This window comes from Sphingobacterium sp. G1-14 (assembly GCF_002196555.1).
GTDB classification, from domain to species: domain Bacteria; phylum Bacteroidota; class Bacteroidia; order Sphingobacteriales; family Sphingobacteriaceae; genus Sphingobacterium; species Sphingobacterium siyangense.
This window is the reverse complement of sequence record NZ_CP021381.1, coordinates 3967528-3984093: the sequence shown is the minus strand read 5'-3', so window position 1 is coordinate 3984093 and position 16566 is coordinate 3967528. Positions and strand designations below refer to the sequence as shown.

The window sequence follows — 16566 nt, the reverse complement described above, 5'->3', positions numbered from 1 at the left end:
TTATTTTTTCGGTTTGGAAGAAGCGTTTTCAGGGCTTGCAGCAAGGGTTACAATCTGTTTTATGCGATTCTTTTCTTTCTCAGTTAGGGGAAGTGCCTGTTCGATGATAGGGAGAATTTCCGTACTTTTTTCCGATTGTAATAACAGGTCGATGAAACCAAGATAGGTGCGGATAAGGTCTGTTTTAATGCCGAAGAAAATGCGTGGATCTACAATATATAATTCCTGTACTAATGCTAACAATAGGTTTTTTCTTTTTTTATCCTCTTCCGAGTTGTTGTAGGCGGGTAGTAGGCCCTTTCTTTCAAGATCTGTTAATTTTACAGCGACAGCGTGCTCAAGTACATATTTTTTTTGCTTTCTATCGAGTAAATCACGTAATTCAGCAAGTAAATTTCGATAAATAACTTGTTTGGCTTTCCCCGAGAAAAGATTATCTTCTGTAGATAGGAGGATATCTTGTTGTTCGAAATGATCAAAGAAAGTAGATTCCACATAGACAGAGTGGTGGAAATTGATCGCGTTATTATTGAAACTGCTAAGTACTTTGGCAATTTCCTTTTTATCACTATTAAGAAAATAATAATAATATCGATCACCAATTTGCTGGTTCCAGCGAATGTAATTGATGGTGAAATGATAAGAAGTATCACGATCCGGGCTATAGCCTGTCCACGAAAGCTGGTCTGTCTCCTGGATTAAATGATCATAAACCAACAGCTTTCCATTGACGCGTATGGCGTAATCCCTTTCCTTATTCAAGTAAAGAAACCAACCGAATTCTTGTGCGAGGAAATTGTTAAAGTCATCGCTTTCAAAAACAGTAGCATTAAGTCCAAAAACGCCTTCAAAAGTAACTTGTGTTCCTGTATTTTTATGTCCTACCGGCGAGCTTTCACTGATATCGTATTGCTCTTTACTTTCGCGATCGATTTGAATTCGGTAGTTTGAGAAATATTCATCCTTCTGAAAAACAGTATTCCAAATTGCACGCGTTGCAAAAAGCGAGAAAGAAAATCGGCCCTTTCCCTTTTTTCCTCTTGTATAGGAGCTGCGTTTGAGGCTGTTCTTTTTTATAGAATCCAAAAAGTTTCCAAATGAGGAAGAAAGTGTCTCTAGGGGTATGCCTTCACCATTGTCCTGTATGCTTATACGATTAATGTAGCCTAATTCATTACTGTCTATGGAGAGTTCGATCTGTGTGGCTTTTGCATCAAATCCATTCCAGATATATTCAGCAATGGCATGTTTAGGGTCTTTGGGAAGTCCTGCAGATTCGATACTTTGGTTGGTTATTTTTGTGCTCCTCTTCATCGTAAAGGCGGTTTAGCTTAAAACTTGTAAAAAAGATGGAAATAATTTGGTCGATTAATTCCATTTCAATGTACACTATTTTTTAGATCTCTTGATCAAAAATGTGAAAAAATAAGCAAGTCCAAATAGATAATAAGATCGAAAAGAAGATAAATAAAATTGAAACTACTTCGAATCTCAGATTCAATTGAGCGTTTGCCGCCAATATATTCATAAAAAGGAATTGGAAAGCCTAATCTGTCATTTCCATCGGATGGACTATCGCATTTAGCGAAGAGAATGGTGGCCGCAACTGTTATTACACTAAAAATTACCCAGGTTTTCTTTGGGAAATTTGAAACTATCTTCATGGTTATTGGGCTTTAAGCAGCTTAAAATTACACAATATCATGTGGAGATGTATACTTTTCATTCGTATCCATATGGCCATTGACGGCTAAAGTTGATGTGTTGATATAGAAGTTGCTTTTTTGGTAGAAAATATACCTAAATTTAGTCTATGCTTATAGAAACTTTAAAAAACCTTTTCCGACGGGACTTAAACAGGCTGCGTGATGAAATTTCTTTGTACAAACAGGAAGGAAATATATGGCTTATTGAACGTGATATTTCCAATTCAGCTGGCAACTTATGTTTACACCTGATCGGAAATCTTCAAACATATATTGGTACTGAAATAGGCAAGACTGGGTATATCAGAGATCGAGCGGCTGAGTTTTCGTTAAAAGACATTCCTCGAACACGATTATTAGATCAGATAGATGATACGATTGATGTGGTTACACGTTCTCTGGATCTGTTGTCGGAGGAGAACCTTCTTGAGATATATCCCATACTCGTGTTTGAGGAAAAAACAACAACGCAGTATTTGCTTGTTCATCTGACCACCCATCTAACTTATCACCTTGGCCAAATAAACTATCACCGGCGACTGCTGGATCAACCTGAGGTATAGTTAATGTATTGGTAAACCTATTCTTGTTCTACAACATAGGAAACAAATTTATAGTATGGACATAAGAAAAGCGGTATTATCTGATGCTCCGGATCTCGCAACCTTGACCGAACAGCTGGGGTATCCAGCCGATATTGAAGGAACGAAAACTATTTTGGAGGATCTGTTGCGGAAGCAGGAGTATGCTGTATTTGTGGGGATTATTGACAATAAAACAGTTGGCTGGATTCAACTTCATCAGGTCATCAGTATGGAGACTGGTGTTTATATAGAAATCATTGGCTTGGTTGTCGATGAAGAATATCGAGGTCGGGGGCTAGGCCGATTATTATTGCATGCGGCATCCGATTGGTCTAGGTCCCTCGATTGCTACCGTTTGCGTGTAAGATGCAATATCATTCGGACCGAGAGCCATACGTTTTATCAAAATAGTGGTTTTATACTAAAAAAGGAGCAGAAAGTTTTTGATTCTTTGCTTTAAAAGGTGAACTTTAGCCCAATTAGATATCGAGACCATCAAACATTCTACCTGTATCGACTGTTGATTTCTCGAAGACCCGACTTAGATAAAATGAGAAGAATCTTTACATTAATTGCCTGTTGCTGTGTTTTTAATTCGCATGCACAACGTATGGACAGTATTACCACGGTGATCGCACCTGAATATGACCGAGTGGGTTTACTGCATCGATTTTGGCTTGGAGATAGTTACCGTAAATTATATAATACTCCTGTTAAGATGCGTGTGATGGATCTCGCTACAGAGCGGGGCGGGCTTCAGATTGTTAAGTTGGGTGGTGGCATGCAGACACAGTCACTTCGACTGGTAGATTCTATGGGTAGGGAGTGGGTTCTTAGGTCTATTCAGAAATACCCTGAACGTAGCCTACCGGAAAGCCTTCGAAAGACATTTGCAAAAGATATAGTACAAGATCAGATTTCGATACATCATCCATTTGGTGCATTGACCGTTCCGCCATTTAATAAAGCCTTAGGTATTCCTTCAGCTTCGCCAGAACTGGTTTTTGTAGGAGATGACCCTAGGTTCGGCGAGTATCGTGAGGTATTTAAAAATAGGGCCTACATGTTTGAGGCGCGCACCCCTTTTGAGGATCAAAAAACAGATAATAGCGCAAAAGTAATGCGTAAAGTGTTGGAAGACAACGATACGCAAATTGATCAGAAGCTCACACTACGTGCGCGGATGCTCGATTTTACGCTGGGGGACTGGGATCGTCATCAGGATAATTGGCGTTGGGATCCCGAAAAGGAAAAAGGTAAAAAGATCTATACTCCCGTCCCAAGGGATCGGGATAAGGTATATTATAAAACTTCGGGGGTATTTCCCACATTACTTTCCTATCAATGGCTGAAGGCTCATTTGCAACCCTTTAGTCCACATATTCGAAATGTGCCCCATTGGAATTTTAATGCGAGTACTTTTGATCATTTTTTTCTCACTCATCTTACAGAGGATGAATGGATTGACGAAATACAGTTTGTTCAGAAAACACTGACGGATTCGTTGATTCATCAAGCGATGTTAACGATGCCTGATACAATTGTGAAAATGAGTGCGAATGAATTGGAAACAAATATTCGTTCAAGAAGGGACGAGCTGATGGAAAGCGGACTGACCTACTATCGATTTCTTGCGCGTGTCGTTGAACTACCATTGTCCGCCAAATCTGAATTTGTGGATGTCGATTACAATAAGGATGGCTCGGTCACTGTCAATATCCACAACAAGAAAAAAGATGGTACCGAAGGGCGAAAACTGCTAAAACGCACCTTTGTACCTGATCAGACCAAAGAAGTTCGTATATATGGCATATCGGGCACTGACGAATATAAGTTACATGGATCGGGCAAATCGCCCATAAAGATCCGGCTAATTGGGGGGGATGGACAGAATCTATATCGTACAACTGATAAATTTGCCAATGGTAGCAAAGTTTATATCTATGATGGTAAAAATCAGGTGCCGGGTGCTATGCAGGTTGATGATGCTATTCATCTGAAGTTGAGCAAAGACAGCGCTGTCCATAAGTTTGACTATGAAAATTTTATCTATGATCGTAAAGGGGTCGTTTTTAACCTAGATTATGGGGTTGATCGTGGACTTATTTTTGGACTGGGGTATATGATCGAGAATCAGGGGTTCAGAAAGAAGCCTTATGCCTATCGGCATCAGTTTCTTGGCAGTTATTTGACCGGTCGCGAATCATTTATGTTTGATTACAAAGGGAATTATAAAGATCTCATTGCAGGGCATGATCTTTATATTCATCTTTCGTCCCTTGGTCCCAAAAACCTGAGTAATTTCTTTGGATATGGAAACAATACTATTTTCGATAAATCGGATTCAAAGCGCATTTCGTATTACCGAAATCGATTTGATCTTGTGAGCGGTGACATTTTTCTGGAAAAGTACCTAGAACCTAAATTCAAGGTGTTCTATGGATCTTCTTCCGAATATTATACGAGTAAAGAATCGAATAATGTTGGACGTTATTTTGAGGAATTCCATCAAAAATATCCATCGGAACCTATCTATGGGAGTAATTTCTTCACTGGGCTTACTGGCGGGATAGATTATGATACACGTGATAATATGGCCAATCCTAAATCTGGAGTACACGTACATACCAGGCTGGGCTGGAATACTGAAATTGGAGGGGAGGGCCGCAACTATACAAAATTGCAGCATTCCATGAGTTTTTATAAAACGGTTGCAGACAACTATATTACTTTCGCAAATCGTGTGGGATTTGATGCGGTATGGGGAGATCCCTATTTTTATCAGCATGCGCAAATTGGAGGGGAAATGAGCTTAAGAGGGTATAATTCCCGACGGTTCACTGGGAAAACAGCGCTATATAATAATTTTGACATGCGATTAAAATTATTTAGCTACTCTTCTTATATCGTCCCTGGAACAGTCGGAGCGATTGGTTTTTATGATGTCGGAAGGGTATGGATGAGTCATGAAAATTCCAATGATTGGCATATGGGGTACGGCGGTGGAATTTATTTTATGCCTGGAGACCTGCTCACTATTCAGGGGGTAATTGGTTTTAGTAAAGAAGCAACATTGCCTTATCTTCGCGTTGGACTTTCTTTTTAAAGACCTAAAATGAAGCTTTTTTAAGTATGAAATGAAATGAAATCGGAGATCAAAAAAAAATTAGATAAAAATTTTGCGGAACGTAGGCTAAGAAATAGCAGCATCGATTTATCTGTGCTAAAACACTATAAGAGTTACGCAAAAACTTTTGCCGACATTCATAATGGTATAGCCGTATTGAGTGACCTGACAGCGAACTGGAGTTATACTTATATCGGAACAATTGCAGAGCGACTTTATCTTCCTGCAGGTGAAAAGAAAATGGAAATAAACGGTATTTGGGAGGATTTTCTTCTCGAACGTGTTTACCCCGACGATTTGGCCATCAAGCATGCTTTGGAGCTTCAATTTCTTGACTTGGTCAAAAAAATGGATCTGGCGGAGCGATTCAATTATCAAGCAAACAGTGTCCTGCGAGTCGAGGGGCGAGAGGGGCAAATCATGCAGCTGTCCCATCAAATTTTTTACTTGGACACCCCGGGACCGGAATTTCCACAGTTGGCTTTATGCTGTTATACCCTATTACCAGAAACTGAAACATCAGTCAATCTCCGAAATTATATTCTCAATCAGGTAACGGGCGTGGTCCATCACCTGGATGGTTATGGCGCAAAAACTTCGATTAGCACACGCGAGAAAGAAATTTTAAGCTGTATCAAGGAGGGAATGATTAGCAAGCGAATTGCCGAAAAACTAGGTCTGAGTATAAATACAGTTAATCGGCATCGGCAAAATATACTCCAAAAGCTTCGTGTACGAAATTCATATGAAGCAGTGAGTGTGTTTAACAAAATGCAGCGGGATCATACTGACTAGATTTAAGACAACGCCCACCTGAGGCAACCTTATAGATGGGCGTCGGTATTTTTAGTTTGAATTATTCTCTTTCAGCCATTTGCTTCGACGTTGGTCTGCAAGGTGTTTGATCGTAAAATAATCAAATTTGGCCTGAAAGCCATTGCCGTCTGGTGAAGCTGCCATTAGACCGACCATAACAGGGTGATTATCCTGTAGCCAGGCATTTCTCATCATGATATACTCCTTGTCATCAAAGGAATAGAAAAATTCGACAGCATCTAATCGACGTATCGCCTTGATCCAGATGTAGGGGATTTCCTTATCGATCGGAACAATGCTCCAATCACTTGTTTTATGTGTAACGACCGTACTTAAATTGTATTTTCCGTCAACAAATTCGATTCCTGCTTTTATATAGTTTTCATGATCAATGCGCAGCATAATACCTGCTTGATCGAACCGGGTTTGATAGTTCGCCGAGATCTTCGCCTTGACTTCAAACTCTCCCCCGCGTAGCGTATAGAAAAAGGGCGCGTCATCTACTGTAAATCCATAATGAGAGATACGCCAATAATCGCTTTTAGGCGTAACGAACATCGAAAGCGAATTGTCTTTGATGTTCCATTCTGTTGGTTCGTTAAACCAAAGCATCTTATCCAATTTTTGTGCGCTGGCCTGTATCGTAAGCAATGGAAATAATGAAGCTGCTAAAAATGTCTTTATAGTTTTCATGTTTTTGTTTTTGTGATGATATTCATTTTCAGCAAAGATATTTAAGCATAGCACAGGTTTTCAATACTGATAAATAACCATGATTTCAATAATTCATCCTATTGTAATTTATTTGCAATTTAATTGCATTTAACGTTTTTGCTACATAGTTGCAATAGTGAAAAATACTATCTTCGCTGAGTAGACTTTTAATCCATTGTAGTACCGAATTGGTATAGCTAACAGCATCGATTTCAATTTTAAACAATATAAGCAACAGTAGTATGGAATTTTGGGAACGTAATTTTATAGAGAAGCAAGAAATGTGGGGGGATGAAGCCGCAAAGTCTACAACGTTTGCAGTAGGCTTTTTTTTGGAACACAACATCAAAAATATACTGATTCCTGGGTTCGGCTACGGTCGCAACGGTCGCCCTTTTTTGGAAAATGGAATAAAAATTACAGGCATTGAGATCTCGAAAACGGCAATAGAGCTCGCCCGGAAATCCTTTGGGGCAGATACGGTTATCCATCATGGTTCAGTTAATGAAATGCCTTTTGATCAGGATATATATGAGGGTATATTTTGTTACGGGCTTATTCATCTATTGGATGCTGAAGAACGTAATGCGTTAATCCAGCATTGTTTTGACCAATTGGCTGAAGGAGGTTATATGATTTTTACGTCCGTATCAAAGCAAGCAAGCATCTACGGAAAGGGGGAGGCCATAGGCACTGATCGATTTGCAATGTTTGGTGGAGTACATATGTTCTTTTACGATGTTGATTCCATTCATGCCGAATTCGACCCCTATGGATTAATGGAAATTAGGGAAGTGGAGGAAAATTTTCCATTCTACTTCATCATTTGTCAGAAAAGGATTAATATTTAATAATGTATATATGAAAGATGATAGAAGCTATGAGGTAATTATTGTTGGGGGAAGTTATGCGGGGCTTTCTGCAGCGATGGCATTGGGACGTTCCTTGCGGAATGTGTTGATTATCGATAGTGGGCTACCTTGTAATCGACAGACGCCGCACTCCCATAATTTCATCACGCATGATGGTGAAAAGCCGCTCAGTATAGCGAAAAAAGCAAGGGAAGAAGTTCTGAACTACCCGAGTGTCAAGTTCCAGAAAGGGCTTGCTGTGAGCGGCACGAAGACAGCTACAGGGTATGAAATAACCACCGAAAATGGGGACGTTTTTCAGGCTAAAAAGCTCATTTTTGCGACTGGTGTGGAAGATATTATGCCTAGTATACAAGGATTTTCAGCCTGTTGGGGAATTTCGGTTATCCATTGCCCATATTGTCACGGTTATGAGTTTCGAAAAGGAAAAACTGCTATTATGGCCAATGGTGAAAGAGCTCTTCACCTTGCAGGTTTGGTTCACAATCTCTCGTCCGACTTAACGCTATTGACTTCGGGTAAGGCTAGTTTTGATGTTAAGCAGAAAGCAAAACTGAAGTTACACGGTATTTCGATTATTGAAGAAGAAATAGGTAAAATCCAGCACAAGAATGGATGGGTTCAGCAGGTACAATTAAAAGACGGTCGTGAACTTGCCTTTGATGCTGTTTATGCTGCCATTCCTTTCAGGCAACATTCGGCTATTCCTGCCGCACTAGGTTGTGAAATAACGGAACAGGGACATATCAAAATAGATAATTTTCAAAAAACTTCACTTGCAGGAGTTTTTGCCTGTGGAGATAATTCTAGTATGATGCGTTCGGTGGCGAATGCTGTTGCGACAGGAAACCTAGCTGGAGCAATGGTTAATAAAGAACTTGTCGACGAGGTTTTTTAGTGGCCGCATTGATCGGTTTTCCGGCTGTGATCGCAATTTGTTAATTCATCAGGAAGTATATCACAAAAACTTCCTGATGCGTAAATGCTGTCTTTAAGCGTGTCACTAGTTCGATGCTTGTCTTAAAAGAAATTCAAATGGACCGTTCTTAAATTTTTTTGTCCAAATTTTGCTAAAATAATAGCTGCCGATAAAATAGGTCGATGATAGGAAGAGAATCATCCCTGGTGATAAGGTTGCTTGTTGGTCGATTACTTGATGAAACACCCCTTTGCTAGCCAAAAAAGAAAATAATAGGATGCCCAATGTTAAATGGGATATATAATGCGTTAATGTCATCTGGCCAGTTTTCGCGAGACAGTTGACAAATGTATTGGGAGTAATAAAGCGGCTAATGTACATGAAGCTGCTAATAAGTAGCAGGCTAAAACCTATTGTACTGATTAAAAATGGAAGTACCGGAGGAAGATAATCCGCGTTTAGAAAAGAGTAGGCTGCCATGCCAATGAGGTTTTGAGGAATACATTGTGCAACTTGTACTACCAGGTATAATACCAATCCTATGAAAAACAGTTTTTTTTGAACAATGGCGCTGGTCCAGTTCAGTTTACCCAGGTACATACCGATCATGAAATAAGACATCCACGGAAAAATAGAATTCCAGCCATTATATAAAGAGTTTCTGATAAAACCCTTTAGGCTCCAATTGTCGATATAAGTTAGTGTATCAAAATTCCATCCAGTTTCATAAGGAATTAAAATGAGCAAAAGATGAAAAATGATCGTGAAGAAAACTGCTCCATATATGTAGTATTGTTTATCAACGAATAGCAAGAAGGAGGCGATAAACATGTAAAATCCATAAAAGTGAAGGATATCTGCAGGCCACCAAATAGATAATAATAATCCGAGAACAAATAGAAAACCTGCTTTTTTCTGCACAATAGTCTTTAGTTTAACTTGTTCTTGCGGAGAAGCGTAAATAGATTTTTCTGTTCGCAAAGTAAGTCCCATGCCTGATAGGACAACAAATATTGTACTCGAATTACCGCTAAAGAGCGTGAGAAACTGACCTAGCCAACTGGTATGTTGTGGATCTCCAAGAACGAGATTAAAATTGACGATATACATCCCAAAGATTGCGTAAGCTCTCAGGATATCAAATCCTAAAAATCTGATTTTTTCTGCCATGATAGTTGATTTTCAAAATGTACTGCAAATTTTGAAAGATGTACTGGTTTGGCATTTGACTTAAATCAAATAATTAGATTTTTGTGCGGACCCTGCTTAATGTTTCCAGGGAAATTCCCAGATAAGAAGCAATATAGGTAAGCGGTATATGGCGTATGAAATCTGGTTGCTCCTTAAGGAGTAGCTTATACTTTTCCATGGCGCTGAGGGTGTGAAATTCAAAAAGACGCTTTTCTAACCACATTGTATAGTATTCTGTCATTAAAAGATCGAGTTGAATGAGTTGAGGATGATTTATTTTGAGATACTGAAAGGCGTTTTTATCCATACACGAGACAGTAACGTCTGTAATTGCCTGAATAAACTCCCTGCTAGGCTGATTCGAAACATAACTGCTAAAGGCGACTGCGAGATCATGTTTAAAAAGTAGCTCAGTCGTTACTTCTTTTTTCTCATTCATATAGTATTTCCTCGTAATACCTTCCTCTATCCAAAAGCTAGACTTGCAGACCTCACCTTGATATAAAAGAAATTCGCCCTTTTTGTATTTTTTGGTTTTGGAAATGGCCTGTAATGCTGAGTTTGTTTCCGCATCAAAACCGTCAATTAAAGCATTGATTTTTTTTAGATGCTCATTCATTATAGCTGATTTGAGTGATCGAAAGTTGCTGACGTTACATTTGTTGAATCCGTTCGGTCCGACCCGCCGTTTCTCTTCCCCATTCTGCGATCGACTCGAGTAGTGGAACAAGTGTTTTTCCGAATTCTGTCAGTTCGTAATCTACTTTCAATGGAGCTTTGTCGGTATGTACAGTACGTTTTACTAAACCATCAGCCTCAAGTTCCTTTAATTGTAAGCTTAATGTACGCTCTGTAATTAGGGCGCATTCTTTTCTCAGCTCATTATAGCGTTTTTTTTCAATTAAATGAATCAAAATTACTGCCTTCCACTTGCCGCCTATGTATTTCATAGTCAGGCTGGTACTGCATGGGTATTGTTTGTTGTCTATCAAATACATCTGTTACTATCAAGTTTGACCGTTATTGCAAATATATAACACTATATTTAAGTTTGCAACTATAAAAAATATAGTTAATTTAATCTTGTATGTTATGGCTTTTTTAGAAATTGCAAAGCAACGTTACACAACGAAAAAGTATAATTCAGAAGCGCTAATTCCGGAGGAGAAAATCGCTGAATTAAAGGAAATAATCCGATTGAGTCCATCTTCCATCAATAGCCAGCCATGGAAGTTTTTCTTTGTTTCTTCTGCGGACATGAAACAAAAACTCGCTGCCGCATCCTATTGGAACGCACAGAAGATAAATGAGGCAAGTCATCTGGTTGTGTTTAGTACACTTACCGATGTAGATCGCTTTGAAGAGCAAATCGCAAACACGCTTCCAGAGGGATCGATTAATTACTATAAGCAATTTTTGCAGTCGAAAGGGGAGGTCCATGTTCAATCCTGGATGAAGCAACAAGTGTATCTTTCTTTGGGATTTTTCCTTGCAGCCTGTGCTGCAAATCATATTGACGCAACCCCAATGGAAGGAATTGAAAATTCCGTCTACGATGAAATACTGGAACTCGATGGCTATCAGACGCTGTTTGCAGTTGCTATTGGCTATCGACATGTGGAGGATGCAAATCAGCCTGCCATTACCGCAAAATCACGCTTGACAATTGCAGATATAGTTGAAGAACTCTAGGTAAAAAAAGATGAAACCACTATCGGTTTCATCTTTTTTACATTAGTTTAAACTTATCTTTTTGCCCTGTTCGGGGAAAATATAATTTACTTTAAGTGGATTATTCTTGAGCAATTCGTTTTTAATGATTTCAGGGTTGTCACCAGTTGGTTTTCGGTGTGTGACCACTATGCTTAGCCCTTCCAAGTTTTTCAGTCCCGTTTTTTCTTTAAGCTTTAGCAGTTCTTCTAGCAATAAATTGGGGGTTAGGTGACCAAAGAGTAAATTTTCCGGTTGATTATTTGGAAAGGAGACTTCAATCAATATACTGTTTAATTGTTTGTTTTTGATCAGTGGGGCAATGGTATTCCAGAGCTTATCGAGCTGATCGGATTTTTCCACCCGATCGGCACCGGTATCACCAAGGTAAAGGAGATAGTGGTTGTCGTAGTGGACGAGGGCAGCACTACTTTTATATGGATTTACATGGCTCAGCTCGTATGCCGTCAATGATAATGCCGTATTTGGTACTTGCGTTTCCAGCCCCTCTTGTAAATTGTTGTAATGATACTTTCCTAGTATGGGTTTTTGGCCCTGATCCCCAAAATTGATCCAGGTATCCGTGATAAAGTAGTGATTTTGTAGAATTTGAAGGACGGGATCAATAGCGAAAATGTTCTTTTTGCTATCGGCAGGAGAATTAATAATAAGACCCGATAAATGATCGAGATGTCCATGGGAAATGAAATATCCCTTTATTTGGTTATGTAAAATTTTTTCGACCGAACCATTTAGACTTTTCAATGCAATGGCTTTTCTGATGCCTGTATTTATGGTTCCGGCATCGAGGCAAAGGAAGGCCGTGTCTTTTGGAGTTCCTACTAAATAAGCAGAAAGATTGTCTTCTTGTTCGCCACCATATATTCCCAGCGGGACAAGGTCAAAATGCTGTGCCTGACAGGTCATGGTCACAAGAAATGTAAAAATGGAAAGCGCTAGTTTTTTCATGATTATTAAACTAAAAACCCATCCTTTGTTATAGGATGGGTTCAAATTTACACTATTTTTTGTTTATTGGTTGAATCGGTAACGTACACCCAGCTGAATTCTCCAGCGTGAAGTTTCATCCACACTGTTCGAGAAAGTGTTGGTTAAAGGAATCTGATTTGTTGCATCTAAATACGGGAATGAGAATGTTGGTTGTCCCTGAGCATTCAATCCTTTGTAATTTAAGATACCGTTTGCTTTGTTGGCAAATTGGGCAACTCCCCAGCTTTTGTTGATCATATTACCGAAATTAAATACATCAAAAGTAATCTGCAATTGATGTTTCTTTCCGCTGGTATTTAAAAACACATCTTGCGCGATACGAATATCCAGTGTTCCGATCATTTTTCCTACCAATGCGTTACGTTTCGCGTATTGGCCTCTGTGTGCATTCAGGTAATTGTCCTGATTAATGTAGCCGTTCAATTGAGACCATAGTTGATCAGCTGTCCGAGTGTCTTGCGCATTGTCGCCAACAAGAGCAATTTCAGCTTTACTATTCGGGATATAGATCAAGTCATTGCCCGACAAACCATCATTATTCAGGTCACCGCCATAGGTATAGGAATAACGAGGCCCATCCTGTAGTTGATAAAATAAGGAGAATGTCGTTCCTAAATGATCCAGGTATTCTTTACGGTAAGAGAAGTTGGCAATAAATCTATTTTTAACCAGATAAGTTGAATAAGAAAGATCGGCACTATTTGGATTGCCCGAAACATAACGATCACGCCACATTGACTGCGCAATAGATCCTCCATCGTTCACAGATCTTGAATCTGTATAGGTATAACCGATATTTGCAAAGAAACCGCCTTTGAATTCTTTCGATAATGTTCCTGTAAGGGTGTAGCTATAGCCTTTTGATGTATTGGACATCACAATAGCGTCGGAAATGTTAGGATTTTCAGGAGTCGGTTGTGCGGCGCCATAGATACGTGGTGTTGTATAGCGCATACGGTTATCGGCACCAGCTAAAGCTTTTCCGTCCGTCGTATTTAGATTGACGTTACGGAAATAAACCGAATTGATATCTTTCGAATACATGGCTTCAAAAGTACCAATAACACCGCCCGGTAATTTTTGGTCAACGGCAAGGTTCGTTCTCCAAAGCTGCATAAATTTGAAGTTATTATCCGTTACCGCCAAGTTATAACTGGAGTTGTTGGCTGCAGTTTGGTGGTTCACGTTGCGATAAGCATCCACATCAGGTGTAAACGGTCTATTTGTTGGATTATTGATGGATTCAGAACCAAACATGACACCATTATTGCCGGCCTGATTAGAAATCCATACTAATGGCGGACGACCTGTAAAAATTCCCGATCCACCACGTACCTGCGTTTGATTTGTTCCATTGACATTCCAATTAAATCCAATTCGCGGCGACCAAAGAATTGCACTCTTTGGATATTTTGATACATCGATCTTTTCACCTTGATCAAAATTTAACTTGGTTACATTATCATTTTTCAGATCATTGGGAGATGATATGTTCGTCAAATCGGCTCTCAATCCAGCAGTCAATTTAAAATGCTCATTTACAGCATAGGCATCCTGTGCATATAGGCCAAACATACGTGCTGAAATCTCTGCATAAGGAAATGATCCATCAGGTAAAACAGAATACTGGATTTGGTATTTGGTTGCGTTAGAAACATTATTTTTTGCAGAGTTGTAGAAATCATCTAAACTGGCAAATGTATAGGCTCCATAATAGTTCGGGGCAAATCCATTGGTGGTTTTGTAGTTTTCAAAATTGGCTCCCAATGTAATCTCATGTTTTCCGGCATAAATATTAAAGTTGTTTGTAGCTTGAAATACCTTCGTCTTTAAACTATTAAATGCTGTAAATGGTTCGTAACCAAATGCTGTCATGCTACTACCGTCGGGGTTCATGATGTCTACCAAAGGAAATGGCTGACCACCTTTGGATTCCCTAAAATCGTTCATGACATTGTAACCTACGGTCAATGAATTTGAATATTTGCTACTGATACGTGTGCGTAATTCTAAATTCACATTGTCCATGTTGTTGTTTATACCGTAGCCTGCTGAGCTGAAAGGTAGGCCAAGGTTGGACGGTTGCCGATTATTTTTTGGCGCACCACTATTGGATGGTAGGATGTCGCGATAGGAACGAAAGTAGAAATATTTGGCGCTTAAAGTATTTTTTTGATCGATATTGTAATCTAATTTAACGGAAAATTTGTCACTGCGTGTATCTAAAGGATAATCTTGATAAGATCCAGGATTATAGCCGATCGATTTTAGGTAGTTGGCTAGATCATCAAGTTTCTCCGCAGATACGGTTGAAACATTCGGCCCCGTATTTCCTCCACGTGAAGCTATAAAATTTGTTCCTGGGTCTGTTCTTCGCTCAAGCTCACCGCTTGCAAAAAAGAATAGCTTGTTTTTGATAATTGGCCCCCCTAGGGTAAAACCATAGCCTTTCAAGCTGAAGTTGTTGACAGGTGCTCTTAACCCGGCCGAATTGTATTTGTTGACTAAATTTTGATTTCTGAAATAATAATTTAATGAACCTTGTACTTCGTTTGTACCACTTCTTGTTACAGCATTAATTGCAGCGCCGGTAAAACCATTTTGTCTGACGTCATAAGGAGCGATGTTTACTGAAATCTCCTCAAAGGCGTCCATATTGATGGGTTGCGAGTTTGTTTGACTTCCGATAGTTCCCTGTAATCCAAAAGCATTATTGAATAGCGCTCCGTCGATCGTAAAGTTATTTGCAAGGTTGCTTCTCCCTGCAAACGAAGGATTACCGTATTGCATCGAAAATTGAGGCGTCAGTTTGACAAAATCTGTAAAGCTTCGATTGAGTGTAGGTAGATTTTGAATCGCTGTTCGGGAAATGTTTTGTGCTGCACCTGTTCGGCCGGAGTTGAAGACTTTTCCCTGTCTCGTTCCTACAACGACAGCTTCATCCAGCACTTGCGATGCGGACTGCATCTGAATATCTAATGTTGAGCTTTGTCCCAAAGCTAGTTTCTCGATCTGTTTGATATTGGGTGAATGACCCAGATAAGTTACGGTGATTTGATAAGGGCCACCAATTCTCATATTGGGGAGATTGTAGCGACCGTCACTTCGCGATGAAGTAACGTACTTTGTCCCAGAAGGTAAATGTATGGCTTCAATTGTCGCCCCATTGATTGGCGAATTTCCCTCTCTGACGGTTCCATTCAGAGCAGAGGTGGTTTCATTTTGCGCATAGGTAAGTGATGTACCAATTGTGCTTAGCAAAATGCTGGTAATCAAATGTTTTCTCATTTGTTTTGTAGCTGTTTAAATGACTAGGTGATTTTTAAACCGCGATAAAGGTAGGAGAGTATTATTGATTTTGTGTTAAGTAAATATTATTTAAATATTTCCGCAATCGCTGCTATATGAGGCCTTCATTTGGTAATTATATAGGTTATCGTTTAATGGTTGATGATAGGTTATTTCACTGGTTGATGGCTATTTTTTAATTTTAATTGTGCCATTGCGATAGAGGTTTAAGGCGGCCGTCAGAATACTTTCGATTGTGTCTATCGGAAGATCTTCCTGTGGATCAATAGGCAATGTTTTCATCCGAAGACGCTGACCTGCTTCCAGTTGTACCTGGTCCAAATGTTTACCTTCAACCATCAGTAGGTACGGAAATGTAGTCCGTTTGTTGGTCCAAAGGTAACAGAATGCTTTTTTTCTATAGCAAAAGCAAGGCATACCGTACTTTATGGTCTCACTCACATCCGTATCCTGTTGAAGGATAATATGTCTTAATGCTAAAAGACAGCTTTTATTTGGTTCTTTCTGGTTCAGATAGAAATGTTGGATCTCCTGCATATGAATGATGTGTTGCAAATAAAGATACAAGACTTATCCTTTTTTATATGATTTAGTTACAATTTTCTTT

The 16566-nt window shown here is 39.3% G+C and carries 15 protein-coding genes; 7 read left to right on the top strand and 8 right to left on the bottom strand.

Annotated elements, in window-relative coordinates; translation table 11 throughout:
- Nucleotides 1-1314, bottom strand: a complete 1314-nt coding sequence (locus CBM24_RS17225; protein ID WP_088162101.1) for an ATP-binding protein — start codon at nt 1312-1314, stop codon at nt 1-3.
- Between the two features lie 499 nt (nt 1315-1813).
- Here CBM24_RS17225 and CBM24_RS17215 point away from each other — a divergent pair, with 499 nt between their 5' ends.
- The 4 genes from CBM24_RS17215 to CBM24_RS17200 all read left to right on the top strand — a co-directional run bounded on the left by CBM24_RS17215 (nt 1814) and on the right by CBM24_RS17200 (nt 6212).
- Complete coding sequence (locus tag CBM24_RS17215; protein WP_088162099.1) at nt 1814-2269, top strand: DUF1572 family protein; 456 nt, start codon at nt 1814-1816, stop codon at nt 2267-2269.
- Nucleotides 2270-2324: 55 nt separating this feature from the next.
- A complete protein-coding gene (locus tag CBM24_RS17210) occupies nt 2325-2750 on the top strand; it encodes a GNAT family N-acetyltransferase (RefSeq protein ID WP_088162098.1) in 426 nt (141 codons plus the stop codon).
- 90 nt (nt 2751-2840) lie between these two features.
- Entirely contained in the window at nt 2841-5396 is a 2556-nt protein-coding gene (locus CBM24_RS17205) for a BamA/TamA family outer membrane protein (RefSeq protein WP_088162097.1), read from the top strand.
- Nucleotides 5397-5432: 36 nt separating this feature from the next.
- Nucleotides 5433-6212 (top strand): helix-turn-helix domain-containing protein, encoded by a 780-nt coding sequence (locus CBM24_RS17200; protein WP_088162096.1) that lies wholly within the window; start codon nt 5433-5435, stop codon nt 6210-6212.
- 51 nt (nt 6213-6263) lie between these two features.
- Here the strand turns inward: CBM24_RS17200 and CBM24_RS17195 are convergent, their stop codons facing one another.
- Entirely contained in the window at nt 6264-6926 is a 663-nt protein-coding gene (locus CBM24_RS17195) for a DUF1349 domain-containing protein (protein WP_075993244.1), read from the bottom strand.
- A 263-nt stretch (nt 6927-7189) separates the two neighbouring features.
- Here CBM24_RS17195 and CBM24_RS17190 point away from each other — a divergent pair, with 263 nt between their 5' ends.
- On the top strand, nt 7190-7798 hold the full coding sequence (locus CBM24_RS17190; RefSeq protein WP_088162095.1) for a class I SAM-dependent methyltransferase: 609 nt from the start codon (nt 7190-7192) through the stop codon (nt 7796-7798).
- Between the two features lie 10 nt (nt 7799-7808).
- Entirely contained in the window at nt 7809-8717 is a 909-nt protein-coding gene (locus tag CBM24_RS17185) for an NAD(P)/FAD-dependent oxidoreductase (RefSeq protein WP_088162094.1), read from the top strand.
- 105 nt (nt 8718-8822) lie between these two features.
- Here CBM24_RS17185 and CBM24_RS17180 read toward each other — a convergent pair whose 3' ends face one another.
- The 3 genes from CBM24_RS17180 to CBM24_RS17170 form a co-directional block, all read right to left on the bottom strand.
- Nucleotides 8823-9908 carry a DUF418 domain-containing protein gene (locus CBM24_RS17180; RefSeq protein ID WP_088162093.1) on the bottom strand — a complete coding sequence of 362 codons (1086 nt, stop codon included), beginning with the start codon at nt 9906-9908 and terminating at the stop codon, nt 8823-8825.
- Between the two features lie 73 nt (nt 9909-9981).
- The gene (locus CBM24_RS17175; protein WP_088162092.1) at nt 9982-10548 is read right to left on the bottom strand and encodes a Crp/Fnr family transcriptional regulator; all 567 of its coding nucleotides are present in this window, start codon (nt 10546-10548) and stop codon (nt 9982-9984) included.
- 34 nt (nt 10549-10582) lie between these two features.
- Nucleotides 10583-10879: a winged helix-turn-helix transcriptional regulator gene (locus CBM24_RS17170; protein WP_198385931.1), complete on the bottom strand. Its 297-nt coding sequence runs from the start codon at nt 10877-10879 to the stop codon at nt 10583-10585.
- A gap of 142 nt (nt 10880-11021) precedes the next feature.
- Between CBM24_RS17170 and CBM24_RS17165 the strand changes: the two genes are divergently transcribed.
- Complete coding sequence (locus CBM24_RS17165; RefSeq protein WP_088162090.1) at nt 11022-11621, top strand: nitroreductase family protein; 600 nt, start codon at nt 11022-11024, stop codon at nt 11619-11621.
- A gap of 42 nt (nt 11622-11663) precedes the next feature.
- Here the strand turns inward: CBM24_RS17165 and CBM24_RS17160 are convergent, their stop codons facing one another.
- From CBM24_RS17160 to CBM24_RS17150, 3 genes are all read right to left on the bottom strand, one after another.
- The gene (locus CBM24_RS17160; RefSeq protein ID WP_088162089.1) at nt 11664-12608 is read right to left on the bottom strand and encodes an MBL fold metallo-hydrolase; all 945 of its coding nucleotides are present in this window, start codon (nt 12606-12608) and stop codon (nt 11664-11666) included.
- Between the two features lie 63 nt (nt 12609-12671).
- Nucleotides 12672-15938, bottom strand: coding sequence for a carboxypeptidase regulatory-like domain-containing protein (locus tag CBM24_RS17155; protein ID WP_088162088.1), 3267 nt, complete (start codon nt 15936-15938; stop codon nt 12672-12674).
- Nucleotides 15939-16127: 189 nt separating this feature from the next.
- Nucleotides 16128-16496, bottom strand: coding sequence for a DUF1801 domain-containing protein (locus tag CBM24_RS17150; RefSeq protein WP_088162087.1), 369 nt, complete (start codon nt 16494-16496; stop codon nt 16128-16130).
- Nucleotides 16497-16566: the final 70 nt, after the last annotated feature.